This is a genomic window from Parafilimonas sp. (assembly GCF_047606085.1).
In the GTDB taxonomy this organism is placed as follows: Bacteria; Bacteroidota; Bacteroidia; order Chitinophagales; family Chitinophagaceae; genus Parafilimonas.
In genome coordinates, this window is the sequence record NZ_JASGEX010000198.1 from 1 (window position 1) to 21,128 (window position 21,128).

Annotated in this window: 23 protein-coding genes; 11 read left to right on the plus strand and 12 right to left on the minus strand. The window is 41.8% G+C overall.

From position 1 onward, the window contains the following. Nucleotides 1-388: 388 nt before the first annotated feature. Nucleotides 389-1,054, minus strand: a complete 666-nt coding sequence (locus tag QM629_RS17550; protein ID WP_415161196.1) for a heme exporter protein CcmB — start codon at nucleotides 1,052-1,054, stop codon at nucleotides 389-391. Nucleotides 1,055-1,188: 134 nt separating this feature from the next. Here QM629_RS17550 and pdhA point away from each other — a divergent pair, with 134 nt between their 5' ends. Genes pdhA through QM629_RS17575 form a run of 5 tightly spaced genes read left to right on the plus strand, consistent with a single transcriptional unit; the run spans nucleotide 1,189 to nucleotide 5,184 of the window. Continuing rightward, nucleotides 1,189-2,184 (plus strand): pyruvate dehydrogenase (acetyl-transferring) E1 component subunit alpha, encoded by a 996-nt coding sequence (pdhA, locus tag QM629_RS17555; RefSeq protein ID WP_415161197.1) that lies wholly within the window; start codon nucleotides 1,189-1,191, stop codon nucleotides 2,182-2,184. Nucleotides 2,185-2,227: 43 nt separating this feature from the next. Beyond that, a complete protein-coding gene (locus QM629_RS17560) occupies nucleotides 2,228-2,920 on the plus strand; it encodes a tetratricopeptide repeat protein (protein WP_415161198.1) in 693 nt (230 codons plus the stop codon). Further along, nucleotides 2,920-3,402, plus strand: a complete 483-nt coding sequence (ribH, locus tag QM629_RS17565; protein ID WP_415161199.1) for a 6,7-dimethyl-8-ribityllumazine synthase — start codon at nucleotides 2,920-2,922, stop codon at nucleotides 3,400-3,402. Before QM629_RS17560 ends, ribH begins: the two co-directional genes overlap by 1 nt. A 23-nt stretch (nucleotides 3,403-3,425) precedes the next feature. Next, nucleotides 3,426-4,142 carry a (Fe-S)-binding protein gene (locus QM629_RS17570; RefSeq protein WP_415161201.1) on the plus strand — a complete coding sequence of 239 codons (717 nt, stop codon included), beginning with the start codon at nucleotides 3,426-3,428 and terminating at the stop codon, nucleotides 4,140-4,142. A gap of 16 nt (nucleotides 4,143-4,158) precedes the next feature. Then, nucleotides 4,159-5,184 (plus strand): Smr/MutS family protein, encoded by a 1,026-nt coding sequence (locus tag QM629_RS17575; protein WP_415161202.1) that lies wholly within the window; start codon nucleotides 4,159-4,161, stop codon nucleotides 5,182-5,184. On the opposite strand, the gene QM629_RS17580 is transcribed toward QM629_RS17575, so the two are convergent. From QM629_RS17580 to QM629_RS17595, 4 genes are all read right to left on the minus strand, one after another. Next, a complete protein-coding gene (locus QM629_RS17580; protein ID WP_415161203.1) occupies nucleotides 5,181-6,578 on the minus strand; it encodes a pyridoxal phosphate-dependent decarboxylase family protein in 1,398 nt (465 codons plus the stop codon). The two genes, QM629_RS17575 and QM629_RS17580, sit on opposite strands and share 4 nt — an antisense overlap. A gap of 104 nt (nucleotides 6,579-6,682) precedes the next feature. After that, entirely contained in the window at nucleotides 6,683-7,195 is a 513-nt protein-coding gene (locus tag QM629_RS17585) for a lipocalin-like domain-containing protein (protein ID WP_415161204.1), read from the minus strand. Between the two features lie 3 nt (nucleotides 7,196-7,198). Continuing rightward, nucleotides 7,199-7,375: a hypothetical protein gene (locus QM629_RS17590; protein ID WP_415161205.1), complete on the minus strand. Its 177-nt coding sequence runs from the start codon at nucleotides 7,373-7,375 to the stop codon at nucleotides 7,199-7,201. 45 nt (nucleotides 7,376-7,420) lie between these two features. Beyond that, entirely contained in the window at nucleotides 7,421-7,987 is a 567-nt protein-coding gene (locus QM629_RS17595) for a short chain dehydrogenase (protein WP_415161206.1), read from the minus strand. An 86-nt stretch (nucleotides 7,988-8,073) separates the two neighbouring features. Here QM629_RS17595 and QM629_RS17600 point away from each other — a divergent pair, with 86 nt between their 5' ends. The 4 genes from QM629_RS17600 (at nucleotide 8,074) to QM629_RS17615 (ending at nucleotide 10,060) form a co-directional block, all read left to right on the plus strand. Then, nucleotides 8,074-8,919 (plus strand): AraC family transcriptional regulator, encoded by an 846-nt coding sequence (locus tag QM629_RS17600; protein WP_415161207.1) that lies wholly within the window; start codon nucleotides 8,074-8,076, stop codon nucleotides 8,917-8,919. 247 nt (nucleotides 8,920-9,166) lie between these two features. Next, complete coding sequence (locus QM629_RS17605; RefSeq protein WP_415161208.1) at nucleotides 9,167-9,391, plus strand: hypothetical protein; 225 nt, start codon at nucleotides 9,167-9,169, stop codon at nucleotides 9,389-9,391. Nucleotides 9,392-9,395: 4 nt separating this feature from the next. Beyond that, nucleotides 9,396-9,644, plus strand: coding sequence for a hypothetical protein (locus tag QM629_RS17610; protein WP_415161209.1), 249 nt, complete (start codon nucleotides 9,396-9,398; stop codon nucleotides 9,642-9,644). Then, nucleotides 9,599-10,060 carry a zinc-binding dehydrogenase gene (locus QM629_RS17615; protein ID WP_415161210.1) on the plus strand — a complete coding sequence of 154 codons (462 nt, stop codon included), beginning with the start codon at nucleotides 9,599-9,601 and terminating at the stop codon, nucleotides 10,058-10,060. The genes QM629_RS17610 and QM629_RS17615 overlap by 46 nt, the downstream gene beginning before the upstream one ends. 317 nt (nucleotides 10,061-10,377) lie before the next feature. Here the strand turns inward: QM629_RS17615 and QM629_RS17620 are convergent, their stop codons facing one another. From QM629_RS17620 to QM629_RS17635, 4 genes are all read right to left on the minus strand, one after another. After that, nucleotides 10,378-11,082 (minus strand): transglycosylase domain-containing protein, encoded by a 705-nt coding sequence (locus QM629_RS17620; protein WP_415161211.1) that lies wholly within the window; start codon nucleotides 11,080-11,082, stop codon nucleotides 10,378-10,380. A gap of 151 nt (nucleotides 11,083-11,233) precedes the next feature. Further along, the gene (locus QM629_RS17625; protein ID WP_415161212.1) at nucleotides 11,234-11,491 is read right to left on the minus strand and encodes a YtxH domain-containing protein; all 258 of its coding nucleotides are present in this window, start codon (nucleotides 11,489-11,491) and stop codon (nucleotides 11,234-11,236) included. A gap of 135 nt (nucleotides 11,492-11,626) precedes the next feature. After that, on the minus strand, nucleotides 11,627-12,958 hold the full coding sequence (locus QM629_RS17630; protein ID WP_415161213.1) for an exonuclease domain-containing protein: 1,332 nt from the start codon (nucleotides 12,956-12,958) through the stop codon (nucleotides 11,627-11,629). 62 nt (nucleotides 12,959-13,020) lie between these two features. Further along, a complete protein-coding gene (locus QM629_RS17635; protein WP_415161214.1) occupies nucleotides 13,021-13,719 on the minus strand; it encodes a CPBP family intramembrane glutamic endopeptidase in 699 nt (232 codons plus the stop codon). 303 nt (nucleotides 13,720-14,022) lie between these two features. On the opposite strand from QM629_RS17635, the gene QM629_RS17640 reads away from it, so the two are divergent. Together QM629_RS17640 and QM629_RS17645 are read left to right on the plus strand one after the other, a co-directional pair. Further along, nucleotides 14,023-16,698 carry a valine--tRNA ligase gene (locus tag QM629_RS17640; protein WP_415161215.1) on the plus strand — a complete coding sequence of 892 codons (2,676 nt, stop codon included), beginning with the start codon at nucleotides 14,023-14,025 and terminating at the stop codon, nucleotides 16,696-16,698. A 169-nt stretch (nucleotides 16,699-16,867) separates the two neighbouring features. Then, on the plus strand, nucleotides 16,868-17,362 hold the full coding sequence (locus tag QM629_RS17645; RefSeq protein ID WP_415161216.1) for a GNAT family N-acetyltransferase: 495 nt from the start codon (nucleotides 16,868-16,870) through the stop codon (nucleotides 17,360-17,362). 55 nt (nucleotides 17,363-17,417) lie between these two features. Here the strand turns inward: QM629_RS17645 and QM629_RS17650 are convergent, their stop codons facing one another. From QM629_RS17650 to QM629_RS17660, 3 genes are all read right to left on the minus strand, one after another. Beyond that, nucleotides 17,418-18,713: a hypothetical protein gene (locus QM629_RS17650; protein WP_415161217.1), complete on the minus strand. Its 1,296-nt coding sequence runs from the start codon at nucleotides 18,711-18,713 to the stop codon at nucleotides 17,418-17,420. Nucleotides 18,714-19,036: 323 nt separating this feature from the next. Next, nucleotides 19,037-20,143, minus strand: a complete 1,107-nt coding sequence (locus QM629_RS17655; RefSeq protein ID WP_415161218.1) for a sialidase family protein — start codon at nucleotides 20,141-20,143, stop codon at nucleotides 19,037-19,039. 38 nt (nucleotides 20,144-20,181) lie between these two features. After that, entirely contained in the window at nucleotides 20,182-21,108 is a 927-nt protein-coding gene (locus tag QM629_RS17660; RefSeq protein WP_415161219.1) for a dihydrodipicolinate synthase family protein, read from the minus strand. Nucleotides 21,109-21,128 lie beyond the last annotated feature (20 nt).

Consider the following 21,128-nt stretch of genomic DNA (forward strand, 5'->3'; position numbering starts at 1 on the left):
AGAAGAAGAATGTTTGGACATAGTACGTACTTTACGTATTACAAATAAAATCAAAACCCTTGAAAAAACAAGGGCTTTAAAAGAAAAAATCTTCCTAATACGTATGTCTATCCAAGTTAGGGTTTAATTATTGCGTCCTGCATTAAAACTGCATGGTCAAGCTGGTTGTTGGTATATGGTTTGCCATTTAAGCTAACCATTTTGACATACTTATTTTTATCGCTGTTTAATTCTTAGCAGAACTTTCACTACTGGTTTTGTGCATAATGCGGCGCAGCCCTGCGCTTGTATTTTTTAAGGTTGGTGTGGAAACGCGGCGTATCATGCCAACACGTAAAAGGCTTTGTTTTAATCTATAATTTAACCCCTGGTGGTTACCGAAACAGCTTCAATCCCTCCACAAAAAAGGAAACAATATAATTGACAGCAGCACAATTAAAATATCAAGGCCGATGAGCAACAGAACCATTTGCCACCAGCCGCCCTGCAGCACATCGCTGAATGCCCTCGAGGAAATTTTTCCCAGTAACAATAATTGAGGGATCACGATGGGAAAGCCCATAATAGCCATTAAGGCCGATTGCTGCTGCGCTTTTGCCGCTATGGCTGCCAGAAAAGTAAAAACAAGCCCCAGCCCTACCCCGCCCAGAAAGCTTATCAATACAAATTGAATAAAATGTATAACCGGGTTGCCCAGCAGCAAGGCAAAGATCAATAAGGTAAGCAGGCTCATCAGCAGCATGAGCAAAGCATTGAAAATAATTTTACCGGTAATAAAATTTACTGCTCCTGCAATCGTGTAATAATAGAGCATACGGCCTTTGCTGTCCTGCAAAAAGCTTTTGGCCACTGCATTCACCGAAACAAATAGCTGTACCATCCAGAACAAGGCATTCCAGGTCTGGTCTTCGGGCTGGCCGTTGGTAAGATATACAACAAACACGGTAGAAGCCACATACAACAGCACACCGTAAAACGTGTATTGCTGGCGCGCCTCAAGCAAAACATCTTTCTTAACCAGCGCAGTAATTTGCCGCCGCGAAAAATTTTTCATGCGCTGCAAATATACATGCCTGTAAAGCCGCATAGACCTTGTGCAAATGCATAATGGTAAATTTATGTTTCAGTTGCAAAACCTATGGCTTATTTACGGTTTGCGCTTATATTTGCGGCCTAAATTTTAGCTGCGTGCCTGTAAAATTTACTAAAGAGACTTATCTGTATTGGTATGAGCTGATGCAGCTTATTCGCCAGTTTGAGCTTAAAGCCGAAGAAATGTACAAAATGGCGGGTAAGATCCGCGGCTTCTTTCATGCATATATAGGGCAGGAAGCCATTGCCGCCGGATGCATGACGGCTACACGGCAGGAAGATATTTTTATTACCGCTTACCGCGACCACGGGCTTGCTTTGGCTAAAGGCGCCAGCGCCAATGCCTGCATGGCCGAACTGTATGGCAAGGCAACCGGCCTTGCAAAAGGCAAGGGCGGCAGCATGCATTTCTTCAGCAAAGAGCATTTCTTTTTTGGGGGGCACGGTATTGTGGGCGGCCAGATAGGCGTGGGTGCAGGCATTGCCTTTGCCGAAGCCTATAAGGGCACAGATAATGTTTGCCTCTGTTTCTTTGGCGATGGCGCTGCCAGGCAGGGCGTGCTGCATGAAACATTCAACCTTGCCATGTTGTGGAGCATTCCGGTAGTGTTCATTTGCGAAAACAACAATTATGCAATGGGCACTTCTGTTGAGCGCACCTCAAACGTGGTGGATATTTATAAACTGGCCGATGCGTATGAAATGCCTGCTGATAAGGTGGACGGCATGAGCGCCGAAGCCGTTCATGAAGCCATTGCAAGGGCGGTGAAAAGGGCAAGGGAAAAAGGCGGCCCTACCCTGCTGGAAATGAAAACCTACCGCTATAAAGGGCACTCCATTTCAGACCCGGGCAAATACAGAACCAAAGAAGAACTGGAAGATTATAAAGGCAAAGACCCCCTCCTGCTTGTTTTAAAAACCATTAAGGACAATCAGTTTGCCTCCGACGCGGAAATAAAGGCCATTGATGATCGTATTGCAGGCATTGTGGAGGCATCAGTAAAGTTTGCTGAAGAAAGCCCCTGGCCTGATGACAGCGAAGTGCTGAAAGATGTGTATGCTGATAAAGATTATCCTTTTATAGTTGACTAACGGTTGCATTTTTTAATTAAAAATTTTAATACTCAATTTTTTTATGTCTGAAGCGCATGTGCATGAGGCGAAAACGGAAGATGTTATTGTAAAAGCAAAAAGCTTTTGGTCTCACAATCAGAAACCATTAATTGGTGTTTTAATAGCGATAGTGGTTATAGCCGGCGGCTGGTTTGCTTATCAGAACTATGTGGTTGCCCCCAAAGAAACAGAAGCGCAGAATGCGATATGGAAGGCAGAGCAATATTTTCGGGAAGATTCTTTAAAGCTGGCGTTGAACGGCGATCAGTATAACCGCGGATTTATTTACATCATTAACAATTATGGTTCCACCAAAGCCGGCAACCTCGCAAAATATTATGCGGGCCTGTGCTATTTAAGAACCGGCGACTTTAATAAAGCTGCTGATAACCTGAAAGGTTTCAGCACAAACGCCAAACAAATCCAGATGATGGCTTATGGCGCTTTGGGCGATGCATACAGCGAACTGAATAAAAACGATGATGCTGTAGCGGCTTATAAGAAAGCGGCTTCAGAATTTACAGATGATGCCGCCATGAGCAGCGAATATTTATTCCGCGCCGCATTAAAGCTTGAAACATTAGGCAAAACCAGCGAAGCACTGGATTTGTATAAAGAGCTTAAAAACAAGTTCCCCAATACCAACAGGGGCTTTGCCGCAGATAAATATATTTACCGCTTAAGCGTAATTCCAAACGATTTCAGTACGAAATAATGGCATCAAAGGGAAATAAAACACTGCACAAAGGCATCCCCAAACTAAAGGATGCCTTTATAATTATAGTAAAAACAGCCTGGAACAGCCATATTGCCGATAAGCTTGAAGAAGGTGCAACAACATTATTACATCAGCAAAATATTGAATGCAAAACACTGATAGTTCCGGGCGCTGTAGAAATACCTTTTGCCATAAAAGCATATACAGAAAGCAGGCTGCAAAAAGCAGATGCTTTTATAGCCCTGGGCGCAATTATACGCGGCGACACCCCGCATTTTGATTATGTATGCAAATCGGTTACCGATGGCATTCTTTCTTTAAATATGATATTGGATGTGCCTTCCATCTTTGGCGTGCTTACCGTAAACGATGAGCAGCAGGCGCTGGAACGCATTGGCGGCATTCATGGCAACAAAGGGGAAGAAGCTGCCATAACTGCCATTAAAATGATCGCATTAAACAGAAAACTTAAAAAATAATACGGCCCCTTTAGGGGCAGGGTATGGATGTTCAGATTTTTATACCGTGTTTTATTGACCAGTTGTATCCATCCGTTGGGTTTAATATGGTGAAAGTGCTCAGAAAAGCAGGCTGCACGGTTTCTTATAATACCAATCAAACCTGTTGCGGGCAGGCAGGTTTCAATGCAGGCTTCTGGGGCGAATCAAAAGACGTTTGTAAAAAGTTTTTGAAAGACTTCAGCGGCGACAATTATATTGTTGGCCCAAGTGCAAGCTGTGTTGGCTTTGTAAGAAATTATTATAAAACGCTTTTTGAAAACATGCCGCAGCAGGCCGAAGTGGAAAATATAAAGAACCGCATATACGAGCTCAGCGATTTTTTGGTAAATGTTTTACACTATACTGATTTTAATGCAAGCTTTAATGCAACCGTAACTTACCATGACAGTTGCGCAGCCTTGCGTGAGTGCAGGCTGAAACAGGAACCGCGCACTCTCTTAAAAAATGTAAAGGGCCTTGAACTGGTTGAGATGAATGATGTGGAAACCTGTTGCGGCTTTGGCGGTTCTTTTGCCGTTAAGTTTGAGCCCATCAGCATTGCCATGGCCGACCAGAAAATTACCAATGCCACAAATACAAAAGCGGAATATATCATCAGTACCGATATGAGCTGCCTCATGCATATTGATGGCTGCATAAAAAACAAACAGGCCAATCTTAAAATACTGCACCTGGCAGATGTACTGGCTAATTTTTAATTAAGAAAATTTGATTGTGAAGTACCAGCCCGGAGACGATATTATTGTTTTACATACCAACGAAGAAGGAAAAGTAATAGAGATCATCGGCAACAAAATGCTGCTGGTAGAAGTGCGTGGCGTGCGGTTTCCTGTTTATACAGACCAAGTTGACTTCCCTTATTTTAAACGCTTTACAAGCAGGCAAAACACCAGTTTTAAAAAGCCCGCAAAAAAATATATTGACGATATTCCGAAAGAAAAAAAACAGGCGCAGCAAACAACAAGGGAAGAAGGCGTATGGCTTTCCTTCCTCCCCAAATTTACAACGGATGAATTTGGCGATGAGGTGGTGGAACTGTTTAAATTATATCTCCTCAATAAAAATACCATTGGCTATACATTTCAATATTCACAGGGATTTTTCGGGAAAGAAGAATTCGAGCTGAAAGGAGAAATTTTAATGCGGCAGGATTTTTACCTGCATGATATTCCTTTCAGCGATTTTAATGACAACCCTTTCTTCAGCTTTGCATTCAGCCTGATAACACCGGAAAAAAATAAAGCGGATTACTATGAAACATCCATCAGGTTAAAACCGAAACAATTGTTTCAGCGCATGGAAGAAATGAAGGAAAAGAATGAGCCTTCCATCCATTTCAAACTATTTGATGTGTATCCTGAAAAATCCATTGAAGAAGAGATAGCGCTTACGCCGAACATCCTTAAAAAGAATAAAATTTACCAGGCGGAAAAGATCAGGGAACACCTGGAGCCGGCCCGCAGCGTTATTGACCTGCATATAGAAAAGCTTGCAAACGACTGGCAGCATTTAAGCAATTTTGAAATTCTTACGCTTCAGTTAAAAGAATTTGAGAAATGGTATGAACTGGCGCTGGCGCATCATTTGCCATCCTTTACCGTTATTCATGGCGTTGGCAGTGGCAAGCTGCGCGATGAAATTCATGATATATTGAAAACAAAAAGGGAAGTAAAAACATTCATCAATCAATATCATCCAAAATTTGGATATGGCGCCACGGAAATATACTTTCAGTATTAAAAACCTGTTTCAGCTATCTCCATCATCACTTTCACAACCAAATCAACATCTTCATTTGCTGTACGCCAGTTTACCAGTGCAGCGCGAATGCCTTTTTTCCCGTTATAAACAGTCGGCGTCATATAGACTTTTCCTGTATCATTCAGCTTTGATAAAAATGCAGGCGCTTTTTCTTCATCATTCAATGTAAAACAAACTGTATTTAACCGAACAGGCGCCAACAATTTAAAATGAGGGCTGCTTTCTATAAATTGCCCGAGATGCTGTGCGCAGGCAATGCAATTTTCAACAATTTCCCTGTAGCCGTTTTTGCCATAAGCATTTAATGAAAACCATGCAGGCAATGCCCTTAAGCGCCTGGAGTTTTCAGGGAGAAAATTCATGTAGCTGAAATTATCAAATGGATTTCCGAGATAAGGTGCATTGGAATTTTGAAATGTTTCCACCTGCAATAAACTGTGTTGCTGCTTTACAAAAAACACGGCGCTTTCATAAGGAACATTTAACCACTTGTGGCAATCAACCGTAATGCTGTCGGCATTTTCCCAGCCTTGCAAAAGATGCTTGTATTTTGGGGAACAAGCTGCAAAGCCGCCAAAAGCAGCATCAATATGCCACCAGAAATTATATTTTTCTTTCAATGCAGTAATGGCAATAAAATCATCAAAGTCAACTGTATTCACAGTTCCGCCGCTGGAAACAAGGATGAAAGGCTGATATGTAAGTTCTGTGATTTTCTTTTCCAAATCTTCCATGCTGATGCTTTCTCTGTTGCCTTCTTCTGTTTTTATTTTGATGAGATTATTGCTGCCAATGCCGAGCAGGGAAAGCGATTTGATAACAGATGAATGCGGCGCTGCAGAAAAAACATTGATACGTTCTGTGATGCTGTCTTTTGCAAAATCTTTTCCTAATTGTTTGCCAATCCATTGCCTGGCCACAGCAAGACAGGTAAAATTTGACGTGGTAGCGCCTGTAACAAAACCGCCTGAAAAATCTGCCGGCAAATTAAACAGCTCCAATAATAACTGAATGGTCTCAAATTCTATCGCTGCTGAAATATCATTACGCCCTTTTATGGTTTGAGGATTGGGGTCATAAACGGAAGTAAGCCAGTCGCCAACAATGGAAGCAGGCGTAGAGCCGCCGGTTACAAAGCCCCAAAACCGCGGACCGGATGATGCCACCATGATTGGTTCAAATCTTGCATTGAATTGTTTTAATGTTTCCAAAGTGCCAATGCCTTCTCCCGGCAATGCTGAAACTGTATTGATTTCTTTTTTTGCAGAAGTAGGCCTTGATGAGATGTTATTTAAATATGCAATGCCTTGTTCCTTTATTTTTTCAAGCAAAGTATCAAGTTGCGATAAATCGTTTTGTAACTGAATGTTCATCTGTACTTATTTTGATAAGCGCAAATATTGCTCTTTTTTATGTTGTTGCTATCGGCCTGACGCCACTGAGGCGCCTGACCGCATTTAGCCTCAAATAATTCAAATCATTTTTTCTTCCACACTACAACTGCTGTTATGGCGCCGCCGTTGGTTGTATTCGTTACAACATATCTCAAAACATTATTTTCAAGCGTGTACGAACGCTGTTGCACATCGCCTTCCCAATTCGGATAAAAAGCATGTTGCACATTGAAAGTAATAACATGCTTTACATCATTAATAGAATATGTGCCGAAGTGCGAATTATTACCTTTCACCAATGCTGCATTTTCTTCTGGTGTGGCTTTGTTCTTATCTTTTGCCGCCACTGTAGGGCGCGCTGCTTTTAAAATCTGGATTGCATAATCCCCGTTGGGTTCAAATACCAGCATACCCTGCGGGTTTTCGCCGTAAGGCAATGTTTTACTACTGTCGGGATTAATATTTTCAACAGCTACCAACGACCATACGCCAACAAATTGTTGTTGTAATTTTTTTGAAAGATGAAATGCGTTTGTTTGCGCCATTGAAGTATAAAATGATGCAGCAAATAAAGCAACTGCAAATAATTTTTTCATATTTTAATGTATTGATGTAATTGCTTTTACAATAAAGCCAAGCTCTTTGCAGGTTTGCCCCTCTTTGGAAAAGAAATCGCCCTTCTTAAGAATAATTTTTTTGCTGAAAATTGAAGCAACTTTTTCTACCTCGTTTTGAGCAAGCCCCAAAGCTGTTAAGCATGCTGATAATTCATCCATATTCAGGTTGTAATAAACTTGCAGATAACTATAAAAAAAATAATTTTAAACAATATAACCAATTCTTATAATCTCGCCGTTCACCTGCGTTTCAACACTTTTTAAATAACCTGCAATCATATCTTCTGCAGGAATATTTTTCACCCAACCCGGGCTTACAACATTTAATCTTATGTTGCGGGACATTTCCAACGAAGCTGATAATACAAAACTGTTGATGCCGCCGTTGGCAATAGATTTTCCCGATGTTCCTGCTTTCGGTTTTTCACCCATAATACCTGATATAAGCGTGAACGAACCATTATTATTTATATAGTTCAAACCAATCAACACAAGGTTTATTTGCGACAATAATTTTTGCACAACACTGATGTTATATCTTTCTTCCGTCATTTCATTCAAAGGAAATGTAATGCTGTTTCCTGCAAAATTTACAACGGCATCCAGTTTGCCCGTTTGTTTGTATAAATTCTCGATGGATGATGCAAAGGAAATATCTGCACGCAAATCGCCGCTGTTTCTACCCGCAGTTATTACTTCGTATTTTTCTTTTAATGCAGGTGTGATGATGCTTCCAACTTCACCGCTTGCACCGATGGCTAAAATTTTCATTGCATAAAATTTAATGATGTAAAATTATACAGCATCATAACAATGAATTTTGTACTTTTCTACACTTCTTCTGTATTTTTACTGCTATGCAAAGAGAAGTTTTATACAAGCCTTACGAGATTGAGATAAAAAGATTGCAACGCTTCACCAAAGCCATGAAGTGCAATAACTTTTTTGAATTGATTTATGTGACAGAAGGCAACGGCATCCAAACAGTAAACAAAAACAGGTTTAATTACCGCAAGGGAAATTTATTTTTATTAACACCGCAGGATGTGTACTCATTTGACATTATTTCGCCTACAACATTTTTCTTTCTTCGCTTTAATGAATCGTACATAAAAGAAAAAATCAGCAAAGACAAAGATGCCATTCAGCAGGTAACTTATATTTTACATAACGCCAGCCATCGCCCGGGCTGTATTTTAAAAAACAAAGCGGATGATGCTTTGTTTGCAGCGCTTGTTGAAAGTATTCTTACAGAACAAACTAATCAGCAGTTATACTACAACCGCATTACAGAGCAACTTGTAAATACTATTATCACTGTTGTGGCAAGAAATATTGCATTAAAGCTTCCAAAAAAAATAAAAGAAAATACGGGTGAACCTGTATTGGAAATTTTGCATTATATACAACAAAATATTTTTGAACCGAAAAGTCTGCGTGCAGATAAACTAAGCAGGCAATTCAATATTTCACAAACATATTTGGGAAGATATTTTAAAAAACAAACCGGCGATACTTTGCAGAATTACATCGCCAGCTATAAACTTCGTTTAGTGGAAACAAGATTGTTGCACAGCGATATGCGCATCAATGAAATTGCTTACGAATTTAATTTTACTGATGAGAGCCACCTGAATCGTGCATTTAAAAAATTCAAAGGCATGAACCCGACAGAATTTAGAAAAATAAACAACGCGAATTAAATTGCTACGCATAAATAAAACGATACAAACCAGCTTTCCCGGCTTACTGCAATACTTACACAGTTACAGGCAAAACGGCTGTTCGGGCAAAGGCATTGGCAGATAAATTGGGGAATGAATTTCCAACGGAAAACATTGCAGAAAAAATTCCCGACAAAACAGGCAATTCAATTTGCTGGATTTATACAGACTTTGAAAAGACCACACCAAACCTTATACCGTAATTCTGGATTGCAAGGGTTCAGGTTTGGAAAATATTCCCGGCGGAATAGTTGGCAAAACCATTGATACGGCAATGTATTCAAAGCACATTACCAAAAGAAATATTTTACAGGGATCAATTTATAATAAATGGAAAAACATCTGGGTAACTGAACTACAACGGGCATTTACAACCGGTTTTGAAGTGTATGGCTTAAAAGCGCAAAACCCGGAAGATGCGGAAGTGGATATATTTGCAGTGATAAGATAATACATTGAAAGCCTTAGATAATTTTTATTTTCAGCAGGAAGAACCTGTTGGCACTTGGAGCGAATACGCGCACTTACATTATCTTAATTACGCTATTCTTCCTGATGATGTAAGCATGGAAGCATATTCAGGTTCACTGGTAAATTTGATTACGCCTTTTACTTTTTTAAAACATATACAGCAGGAAATTCTGCAACAGGAATTGCTATGCTTGGCTTTTGTATTGCTTATAATTTTCCTGTTATTTCAATAGTACGAAAAGAAGAAGGCAGGAAAGAACTGGAAGCGCTTGGTGCAAACAATATTCTTATGCAAAACGATGACGATTTCAGGCAACAACTTCAGCAAATATCGCAGCAACTGAATGCCACTGCAATCTTCGATGGCGTTGGCGGCGCTGCACTTTCAAACATTATTGATGTGGTTCCTTTTAACTCCACTATCTGTTCTTATGGTTTTCTTGACAAGCAAATGCTTTTTAGTTTTAATACAAGCATATTAATGAAAGGCATTGCCATAAAGGGTTTCAGCAATTTCAGAACACAAACTGTTATGAATGCAAACAACCTGGAGCAAGCGCTAAAGGACATCAGCAACATTATTCATCAGCCGCATTTCATAACCAAAACAGGAAAAAATTCAGCATTGAAGAAGCAAATGAAGCATTGAAAATTTCTTCATCAACAGCCGGTAAAGCAGTGTTGCAACAGCGCTGCGAAGTCTCCGGACCATAGCTGTTCGAAACCATTTTCTTAAAGCCTTATAGAGGCTTAACGTGTGTACAATGCTGCTCGTAATGTTTCTTTACCGTTCCATTGGAACGGAACGTTTCCACGTACCACACCTACAGTGTGGATATCCCCCTGGCACAATTATTTCCACACACGTGGGCGATCCTATGGATCGCGGATCGCTAATGCAGGTTTCGAACACTTGTGGTCTCCGGACTTCGCAGAGTTTATGCGCAAAGTCTCTGACTTTGCGCATCATTCTTTCTCCACAATCTCAAAGCTCCTTGTAACCGGTTCACCGTTTTCATCTACATCAGTTAACGCATGTTTTCCGGGCGCAGGATTCACCGCAATCTGGTGGAAATTCTCCGTTTCACCTATATACACATCATTAATGTTCCAGAATAATTTAGTTTGATTATTACGCGCTGTTACGGTAAAAACCGTTCTTCCTTTTTCGCCGGTAATTTCTTTTGGCACAGCGATTCTTGCGCCCTCCTGCCGGTAAACAATTTCAAATGCAGACTGCGCTTCATTCAAAAAACCGCTCATAAAAAGCGTTAAAACTTTATAATCAGCATGCCGTTGTTTGTAATAAAATTCCATCGTGGACGGCAATACAAACCAGAATATATGCGCCATTTCGGAAGGTGACATACAATTGCTGGTTAGCGTACTGCCGCCGCTTGCCACCGATTTTGTTTGTATATTCTGAACAGCCGCCCTTGCGAAAGCAACCGGGTCAATACCGGGATGATAATAGAACCGCTTATCTTCAAACGTTGTGATGCATTGTGCAAATTTAGCAGGCACATTTTCATCAGGGGGAAAACGCCACTGCCCGTCTGCTGCAATGGATGCGCTTAAAAGGCAGCCATCCTTATCTTCCAAAACATAACTGGTGGGCGCAGGAAACAACCGGGAAGGCAAACAGAAACAAAACCATATAAATAATATCAATGCAATGCCCGAAAAAATTTTTAATCGTAAAGACAGCGCTGTAAATTTCTTTCGTAGGCGACACACAGCCACGAATGTACATACAAAAAAATCCCCCGGCTTCGCCGGGGGTAGTCAGGCACGGGGTTTTTCATGTAAGGTCTTTACTGTTTTATACCTCGTACATTGATTCGGATTCCCCTTTAATTTCGTTATATTTATCTTTTGCACGGTTTACAAGACTATTGGCCTTTGTTTTTACTTTGCCATAAGTTTCAGATACTTCACCGGCAAATTCATCATAACTATCCTTAATGCCCTGCGCTCTTCTTGAAATTTTTTTACGCGTTTCGTCGCCGCTGTCCGGAGCGAATAAAACGCCGAGCAAAATACCTACAAGCACGCCATTCATAAATGTTCTGAAATGCATAAACTACGTTTTAATATTGATAACAAATCTCCAAAACCGGGCCATATTCAGTTTCTGTTCACACAGGGCTTTAATTTTTCCCAACAAAGGCTATAAAGGGCCTGTTATGGGAAAACTGCTCCACACAAAGCAAAACTAATTTACTTTAACCAGCTGGCCTGTATTTTTTTGAATATATGATTTAACAAGTGTTCTTATCATCTCATTTTCCGGATAGGCTGTAAGATAATTTTTTAAATGCGCCGGGTCAAACAACTCATTGTTGGGCGGCAGCAAACCCATTCCATAAAACTTTCCATTCTCTACCAAAATGCAGCTTTTTTTATTGCCGGTTGCAGGCGCTTCAATAATAGCAAATGTGCCTATATTCTCCTGCAAAAATGCCACAGCCTGTTTTACCTTTATATTATAAGCAGCGCAGGCAATATCAGCCTGTATGTATAATTGTTTTTGAAGAAAACATAAAGCCGGGTGCAGTTCAAACTGTTTTACCGCTTTCCATAAAGTACGGTGTGCATCGCTCAATAAGGCGAAGCTGGCAATGGGCTCTGTATGTTTTCTTTTTTTATCAATGGCAAGGCGAAGAAAACCGGCAGAGTCTTCAAACAAATAAATGCCATAAAACTGCTCCGCACGTTTCTGGCTGAAGTTATATTCAGGCCAGTATTTTTTTATTTCAATGCTTTCAAGAATAAAGGCTGTAAATTCTGTGGGGCATTCCGTAAAGGTAACCTCATAAATATTGCGTAAAAATTCCTGGCGCTTTTTACCCGTGTTCAATCCTGTAAAATGGCTCAGCACCCGTTTCTTTAAATTCTTTGCTTTGCCCACATAAATTATTTTTCCCCCGGCATTATGGAAGTAATAAACACCCGGGATATATGGCAGCTTTTGAATGCTTTCTTTGGGAAGATTGGGCGGAAGGATTTGCTCATGGTTATCTTTTTTCAGAAAATCTTTTATCAGTTTCTCCCCGCCTTCCCTTAATATTTTCTGAAACAGGATAGCGGTAGCATCCGCATCGCCGCCCGCACGGTGGCGGTTTACAACCGGTATTTCCAGTGCCCGGCAAATATGGCCAAGGCCATATTTGGCCAAGCCGGGAAAAGCTTTTCGGCTAAGCTTAAGCGTGCATAATTTTTTTGGCAGCCAGTGATAGCCGTTCACCTGTAAATGATACCGTATGAAAGTATAATCAAAGTTTACGTTATGGGCAATGAAAATGCGGTTGCTTAACAGGTTGTGAATATGCTGCGCCACTTCAGAAAAACAGGGCGCCGAAGCTACCGCTTCGTTGCTGATGCCGGTGAGATGGGTGATGAAAGAAGGGATTTTACACCCCGGGTTCACAAGTGTTTCGTACCGGCCTTCCACTTCGGCGCCGTTGTGCAAAACAATGGCAATTTCGGTGATGCCATTGGAATCGGGATGGCTGCCGGTAGTTTCTATATCAACAATTGCATACACGCTACAAAGTAAAAATTAAAAAGGAAAATGAAAAAGCTTTTAGTGATTAGGGCCATAACCAATTAAAAAAAAGATACAATAAGCATAGTTAATATCGCCTCCGTGCCATAATGGGCAATGGTTGGAAAAACCAGATTGCCTGTTCTTTCTTTTAGCCAGCCAAATGCCAAAGCCGAAACAAAAAAGGTTCTTAAAAAATCAAAAGGCAGGAAAGTGATTGTAAATCCATGGTTGATAAACAAGCCATGTTCCAATCCAAAAAAGAGACAGATAAAAATTAAGCCCATCCCAGCCTGCGCTCCAAAAAACATCCATTTTTTACCAAAAATATTATTGAGCAATACCAGTAAAATGCCACGCTCCATAAGCTCTTCGGAAAAATCGGGCATTATCGCTGTATTATACAGAATATCGTCTTTATTCATGTTATGGGGAAGATTTCCCTGGAAGAAAAAAGAGCCAACGCAAATAATACTTAGATAACAAATAGTAAAAATGCGTGCAGGTTTAAATGAGCCCTGTTTAAACTTCAGCGTTAACCCTACATCCTGCAATGAGAGTTTGTGCCTAAAATAAAAAATACATAGAAAAGAAAATATAATCGCTAATATTTTCCCGCTCCAGTTCCATTCTGAATGAATAAACTGAAGCGCATTAAAATTCCGGGGAAGATTTAATAATAAAATATAACCTGAAGCAATGAAGACGGTCAATAAATAATTTTCATCAACCTTTCTGCCGGTAAATAATATCGCTGCCAAAACCGCAAGTAAAAAAATAAGCGCAGGAATAAATGCGGTTAATAGATTCATTATGCACCCAAAGGTAAATTAGCTCTTTAAAATTGCATGCTTTAGGGTTAGGTCAACTTAGATAAGTTCGTTCTGCTTCAACTGCCTGCACTTTTGCCGCCAATTAAAACCAGTTGAGTATTTTTGCGCCCTTATTGCTGAATAATGATATGCAGTTGCAGTGTTGCGACGCAACCGTGCTTAATTGAAATACTGAAGCCGGTGACCAAAAAATAACATCATTATTGCAGCAGAATTGATCAATACAGAAACATGGAATTAGCGAAGAATTTTAACCATACAGAAGCCGAAGCAAAATGGTATGCGCACTGGATAGAAAAAAACTATTTTCACAGCGTGCCGGATGGGCGCGAACCTTATACGATTGTGATGCCGCCGCCTAACGTAACCGGCGTGCTGCATGTAGGCCATGCTTTAAACAATACCATACAGGATGTGCTGATCCGCCATGCCCGCATGCAAGGCAAAAACGCCTGCTGGGTGCCGGGCACAGACCATGCGTCTATTGCCACAGAAGCCAAAGTGGTGCAGATGCTGCGGGAGAGAGGCATTACCAAAGCTTCCCTCAGTCGCGAAGAATTTTTGAAATATGCCTGGGAATGGAAAGAAAAATACGGCGGCATTATTCTGCAGCAATTGCGCAAACTGGGCTGTAGTGCCGACTGGGACCGCACCACTTTTACCATGGATGATCACTATTATAAAACGGTGATTAAAGTGTTCGTTGACCTGTATAACAAAGGCCTGATTTACCGTGGCCAGCGCATGATTAACTGGGATGTAAAAGCCAAAACAGCTTTAAGTGATGAAGAAGTTATTTACCGCGAAACCAACAGCAAACTTTATTATGTAAGATATACAGTTGTAGAAGAAAGCAACGTTGCACTTCACGAACTTTCAGGCCCCCCTTCAGGGGATGGGGGCATCGTTATTGCCACTGTTCGCCCGGAAACTATCCTGGGCGATACGGCAATATGTGTGAACCCTAAAGATGCACGCTACAAACACCTGGTTGGCAAAACGGCACTCGTGCCTTTAATCAACCGCCGCATACCCATTATTGCGGATGATTATGTGGAAATGGAATTTGGCACAGGCGCCCTGAAGATTACGCCGGCGCATGACATGAACGATTATAATATTGGTAAAAAATATGGCCTTGAAATAATAGATATTCTGAATGATGATGGCACAATGAGCGAGGCAGCGCAATTATTTGTGGGCGAAGACAGGTTTGAAGCCCGCAAAAAAATGGTGGCGGCACTGCAGGAAGCAAAGCATATTGTAAAAATTGAAGACTATAAAAACCAGGTTGGTTACAGCGAGCGCAGCGATGCGGTTGTTGAGCCTAAGTTGAGCCTGCAATGGTGGCTCAGCATGAAAAAATTAAGCGAACCGGCATTAAAGGCCGTGTTGGATGAAAGCATAAAATTCTTTCCGCCCAAGTTTGTAAACACCTATAAATACTGGATGGAAAACATTAAAGACTGGTGCGTAAGCCGCCAGCTTTGGTGGGGGCAAAGAATACCTGCGTGGTACGATGAGGAAGGGAATGTGTATGTGGCGGAGCGTGAGGAAGAGGCAAACAGTCAACGGTCAATAGTCAACGGTCAACTGAAACAGGATGAAGATGTACTGGACACCTGGTTCTCTTCCTGGCTTTGGCCGATGGAAGTGTTTAAAGGTTTATCTGATCCGGATAATGCAGATATTAAATATTACTGTCCTACCCAAACACTGGTTACGGCGCCGGAGATCATTTTCTTCTGGGTGGCGAGGATGATAATAAGCGGCTTTGAATACAAGCACGAAAAGCCTTTCAGCAATGTTTATTTCACCGGCATTGTGCGGGATGAACTGGGCCGGAAGATGAGCAAGAGCCTCGGCAATTCGCCAGACCTGCTCGCATTGATAGAAAAATATGGCGCTGATGCTGTTCGCTTTGGCATACTCATCTCCTCTCCGGCCGGCAACGATTTGTTGTTTGATGTAAAAGAAGAAAGCACTTTAAAGCAAGGGAGTTTCTTTATTAATAAGATATGGAATGCGATGAAGCTGGTTAAAAGCCTTGGGCTTCGGGCTACGAGCTACGAGCAACATGCTCACAGCTCACAGCTCATAGCTGATAGCTTTCCTGTTTTATGGTTTGAGCAAAGATTGAATGAAGCAAAGCTCGAAATAGAAAAACTGTACAGACAATTTAAACTGAGCGAAGCTTTAAAAACAATCTATTCTTTAATATGGGACGATTACTGCAGTTGGTACCTCGAATGGATTAAACCAGGTTTTGAACAGCCAATTGAAAAAGAAGTGTATGATAAAACAATTTTCTTCTTTGATGAATTAATGCAACTCCTGCATCCATTTATGCCATTCATAACGGAAGAAATTTATCATTTGCTATGCGGGCGTGCTGATGATATTTGTGTGAAGCAAATAGGCAATGAAGAAGTAGTAATTAATAATGAAATGCTGATCGCAGGCGTTTTATTGAAGAATGTAATCACCACTATTCGTGATGCCAGGAATAAGAATACTATCAAGCCAAAAGAAAGCATTGAATTATTTATTCAAACGGCCAACAAAAAAACATATACAAGTTTAGAAGAAATATTAAAGAAACAGGTACATGCAGCTTCTGTTTCATTCACCAATGAAAACATTGCAGGCACAATTATTATTACCAATGAAAAAGATACGTTTTATATAAAAAGCGGGCAGCAGGCAGATACTTCTGTATTAAAAGCAGAACTTGAAAAAGATCTTATTTACCAGAAAAACTTTTTACAGTCAGTACAAAAAAAATTAAGCAATGAGCGTTTTGTGCAAAATGCGAAACCTGAAATTGTTGAACTGGAAAGAAAGAAACAGGCTGATGCGGAAGCAAGAATTAAAACGCTGGAAGAAAGTTTAAAGAATCTTGTCTGAACGGGGATTTGAGTGGATGAATGGATTTGCAGGATTATACAACATTGGAAATTTTACACGGTGAAGTTTTTTTAAACATTCAATCTTTTTTTACAGGCATCTTGCTTACAGGATGCTTTTTAATTGGTTTAAAAACAATGCGCTGGATCAGTAAAAAAATTTTTAACCAATGATCAATTTGCAAATACGCGAAGCCGGCATAAAAGATATCACTCTTATACAGCGTTTAACATACGCTATCTGGCCGGTAACATATAGTTCAATTCTGTCGCAGCAACAGATGGCTTATATGCTTGAGCTTATTTACAGCAATGCATCATTACAAAAGCAAATGCAGGAAGGCCATCATTTTTTAATAGTTGAAGAAGAGGGCGAAGCGGTTGCCTTTGCCGATTACGGGCTGCTGAAAAAAGGCGTTTATAAGCTTCATAAAATTTATGTGCACCCAAACCGGCAGGGCAAAGGTATTGGCAGGCTGCTGATAGATCACATTGTTGAAATAATAAAAAAACAACAGGCTTCTTCGCTGCTGCTGAATGTAAACCGGAACAATAAAGCCAAAGGCATGTATGAACGGCTGGGGTTTACTGTAATTGGCGAGGAAGATATTGATATTGGCGCGGGTTATTTTATGAATGATTATATAATGGAGAAGAAATTATAAGTTTAAAAGTTCACTTGTTTACAGGTTCAGGGCTTTAGCGCAATGCCGCGATAAATTAAAATTTAAATCTGAACTCCGCATTGGGGTTTGCCTTGCATAGGGCTACAGCAATATAACCCAAAACCAGCAAAAGGATGATGGATGCTATCCACCATGTTGCAAGCCTGCCCGCATACTGGTAATCATGGATTTCATATTCAGCAGCCGGCCGTTTTACTGACCGGAGCAGCAATATCCATATTGCGGCCAGGTTAACCCAATATAAATGCTGGGAGCTGAATGCAGGCACCAGCCAGATGGCGCTAACCACATTACTGATAATGATATACCAGGTGAGATAGATAAGCAGGAACCCCATCAGTTTTTTTGCGGTAAGCATTTTCTGCCAATGGGAATTATATGCCTTTAGCAAAACGATCATCAATGCAAGAGACAGCGCCCACAAAACAAGCTGCCAGGCTATGGCAAAAAACCGGGCATGCAAAACACCGATGTCAGAACCGGTGCGCATCAGCCTTTCCGTTGTAATGCCTTCAATCAAATTCAAAGCCGGAAGCATCACAAGCAGGAACACCCATGCTATATTATTTGATGTTTTTTCTGAAGGAATTGTTTTAGGCCAGCTGCCGTGCGCAAAAACGCTGTATGATAAGCCCAGCCCGCTGAAAAAACCAGTGGAATACTCCATTACATTCCACCAGTTAAAATGAATGCCCGATGTATTGCCCAGCCGTTGCAAAAAATTACCAAAGGCAAACCCGAAACCTGCACCAAGCGCACTGAAAAATGCAACACGAAATGCCTGGAAATATTTATTGCGGTATATATACCATCCCAGCGCCAGAGATGCGCCCAAACAGGCAGCCCATAGTTCAGAGCGCGGCGGCGTCATCAGCCATTCCAGTTCATAAATAAGCAGGCCCCATGTTAAAAACCCGCCTGCAAACATCTGCACCAGGAGCGCCGGCCAGTCAACCTTTTTTTCGCTGGACGACTCTAAGGCCAGCCCTGTTACCCCGCCGCCCACAAAACCATACAAACCGCCTATTACCATCAGCATGAGCAAACCATATATTGTATTGATGTAATCAGCAGCTTGCCCATAGCCCACCACCATTCCATAACTGATAATGCCGCCGGAGCCCCATGCAATAGCGCCAAGCGATACGATTACGGAAAATCGCTGTAACCAGTCATTACGGCCCGAAAGAATAACAACCGTACCAATACCAATGGCTGCAGCCCAGGCGGCGCCATATTCATGCCCTATCTGCCCTCTTGCCGCCCACGCTGTTGCAAAGGCAAGGGCAGCCGGCAGCATTTTCTTCAGGAATAAACCCGCAGTGCTCATGTAAGAATGTTATTATTTTATCAATCCGCTGTACCGGGAAAAGAATGCCTGTCGTACAACCAAAAACAGGCTTGCTGCTTCATGTCAACATAAACATCGGGCAAACCCTACAAGCCTTTGCTCGTTATAAGTGGAAATACTGCGCATGTAAGCCTGCCAGGTTATTTATAGTGCGCAAGGGATAAATTAGTGAATACTATTTCTTTGTCAGACCTCACCCCAACCCCTCCCGAATGGCCGGGACAAGTTCTTCAAAGGAGAGGGGAGCTAAAACCGAACAACACAAAATCACTTTTTTACACCTTGCAGCGTATAACAGGGCGCTACCTGTTTTTAGCCGCTTTTATCAGTTCCTCTTTTGTGCCTGTCCAATACGCTATTTTCTGCCGCTTCCAGGTATAAGAAACGGCAATTGTATCGCCATGGCTTATAATGCCAGGGTAAGAAAATTCCTCTTTGTTATTTCCGCTGTCTATGTCAAGTATCTTTGGCCAGGTTTTTCCATTATCAAACGATATGGCAAGCGACAAGGGCGTACGGGGATGACTGTTTGCCGTATCGGGATTATAAGCAAGCACCAGTGTGCCGTCAGGCAATTTTGTAAGGTCTATGCCGCTGTTGGGATTGAGCAGGTTTGTTTTATAGCCGTCAGACCATGTTTCGCCATAGTCTTCTGAGTCGGCCCTGTATATGGCGCCATCTGTACTGCGTAACAGCATGTGCACTTTTCCGGGCGCGGATTCCCAGAGTGTAGGCTGAATAACGCCTCTGCCTTTTAGCTTCAACCTGTCGAGCTTTATATAATCAGACGCTTTCCATGTTTTGCCCCCGTCTTTGCTTATATCTGCAAATGCATTCCAGTCCCCGTTTTCATTGGAGGCGCCTGCAATCCATGCACCATTAGACAGCATAACAGGTTTATTCCTCACCGGGCCCCGGCCGCCTTTATCGCCCGGCACCAATTCCTTTGCCTCGCTCCAGGTTTGCCCGTTATCCTCCGATGTTTTTACCCATGTTTCCCAAAAAGGAATTTTTTTCCCAACCTTGAAGAATAAGAATATCCTGCCTTCCGGCGACTGGAACAATACCGGGTTCCAGTGTGCATCATTTCTTATTTTAGCTATTTCTACAGGTTTGCTCCAGTTGCCCGGCCTGCCCTTTGTGAGCCATATCCCCACATCGTCCCGCCCTTCCTTTGTTCCGCCAAACCAGGCGGCCATATACATTCCATTTTGCAAATACAAAATAGTGGAAGCATGGCATTGGGCAAACGGCTGGCCCGCCTCAAAAAAATAACCGTGTGTAAAAGCTGCTGAACCATCAGGCGAAGCGCTTGTTCCTTCTGCCTTATTTTGTGCGGCAGGTTCATTGCTGGAAATAAAAAAGCGCAGCGCCCATCCGGCGAAAATGGCAACGATCTTATTAAACATAGATATAAGTTAAGTGTATAATGATGATAAAAAAAATGTCAAATCCCTGCCGCTTCAATGCCAAGCCGCACAAACCAATCTTTCATCCGGCTATAAATATCATGAAGCGCAGCCATTTCTTTTGGTGTTGGCTCCGCCGGATGCGCCCGGCTTATGGCATGTATGGGCAATCCTCTTTTCTGCAAAAAGAACTTGGCGCTCATGGGATAGGAGGCATGAATAAGCGGATCTGCTTTTGAGAGCGCATGCTGCAGCCACTGCACATCTTCCTGTTTTTGCGCATCGGTTACATTATTGCAGAGCCACACCAGGGCTTCGGGGTAAAAATTCCCGGAAATAGATGACATACCGGAAGCGCCCGCCTTCATAGACGTTACTGCATTAGGCGTATGGGCATCATAAAACTGCAGGCTTGTTCCCTTCACCATATCAAGCTTTTCCTGCACCTGCTGAACACTGCAGCAGGTATCTTTATGATAAACTATCCTGCCGGTATTCACCAATGTTTTTAAACCGGCAGGGCTTATCAGCCTTTTATAGGGCGCCGGGCATTCGTATAATCCCAAAGGAATATCCTGTGTGAGGGATAACATTTTTTCGAAACCCTGCATCAATACTTCTTCCGGTTCCTCTATCCTGGCGTAATGAGCGGTTATCAGCACCACGGCATCCACACCGGTATCATACATCTTTTTTGTAAACTCAGCCTTATCATTAATGGTGGCGCCAAACGACCCGGTTGCCACTACAGGCACACGCCCGTTAACGCGCCTTACCACCGCTTTGGTGAGCGTGATACGCTCTTCTTCATTCAAACTATACATTTCGCTCGAAAGACAGTTTGCAAATAAGCCTTTTACGCCGGCCGCCAGGTAAAAATCAACCAATATTCCCAGCGCGTCGAAATCAAGGCCTGCCTGGGGCGTGAAAGGCGTTAACATAACGGGAACAAATTTCTTCAACATACTATGCTATATTAATTTTA

Coding starts and splice junctions, on each gene's coding strand:
- QM629_RS17655 (WP_415161218.1), bottom strand. CDS start 20,143: ATGTTTAATAAGATCGTTGCCATTTTCGCCGGATGGGCGCTGCGCTTT.
- QM629_RS17570 (WP_415161201.1), top strand. CDS start 3,426: ATGGATGTTCAGATTTTTATACCGTGTTTTATTGACCAGTTGTATCCA.
- QM629_RS17625 (WP_415161212.1), bottom strand. CDS start 11,491: ATGCATTTCAGAACATTTATGAATGGCGTGCTTGTAGGTATTTTGCTC.
- QM629_RS17550 (WP_415161196.1), bottom strand. CDS start 1,054: ATGAAAAATTTTTCGCGGCGGCAAATTACTGCGCTGGTTAAGAAAGAT.
- QM629_RS17640 (WP_415161215.1), top strand. CDS start 14,023: ATGGAATTAGCGAAGAATTTTAACCATACAGAAGCCGAAGCAAAATGG.
- QM629_RS17595 (WP_415161206.1), bottom strand. CDS start 7,987: ATGAAAATTTTAGCCATCGGTGCAAGCGGTGAAGTTGGAAGCATCATC.
- QM629_RS17600 (WP_415161207.1), top strand. CDS start 8,074: ATGCAAAGAGAAGTTTTATACAAGCCTTACGAGATTGAGATAAAAAGA.
- QM629_RS17585 (WP_415161204.1), bottom strand. CDS start 7,195: ATGAAAAAATTATTTGCAGTTGCTTTATTTGCTGCATCATTTTATACT.
- QM629_RS17615 (WP_415161210.1), top strand. CDS start 9,599: ATGCTTGGCTTTTGTATTGCTTATAATTTTCCTGTTATTTCAATAGTA.
- QM629_RS17645 (WP_415161216.1), top strand. CDS start 16,868: ATGATCAATTTGCAAATACGCGAAGCCGGCATAAAAGATATCACTCTT.
- QM629_RS17580 (WP_415161203.1), bottom strand. CDS start 6,578: ATGAACATTCAGTTACAAAACGATTTATCGCAACTTGATACTTTGCTT.
- ribH (WP_415161199.1), top strand. CDS start 2,920: ATGGCATCAAAGGGAAATAAAACACTGCACAAAGGCATCCCCAAACTA.
- QM629_RS17560 (WP_415161198.1), top strand. CDS start 2,228: ATGTCTGAAGCGCATGTGCATGAGGCGAAAACGGAAGATGTTATTGTA.
- QM629_RS17650 (WP_415161217.1), bottom strand. CDS start 18,713: ATGAGCACTGCGGGTTTATTCCTGAAGAAAATGCTGCCGGCTGCCCTT.
- QM629_RS17660 (WP_415161219.1), bottom strand. CDS start 21,108: ATGTTGAAGAAATTTGTTCCCGTTATGTTAACGCCTTTCACGCCCCAG.
- QM629_RS17590 (WP_415161205.1), bottom strand. CDS start 7,375: ATGGATGAATTATCAGCATGCTTAACAGCTTTGGGGCTTGCTCAAAAC.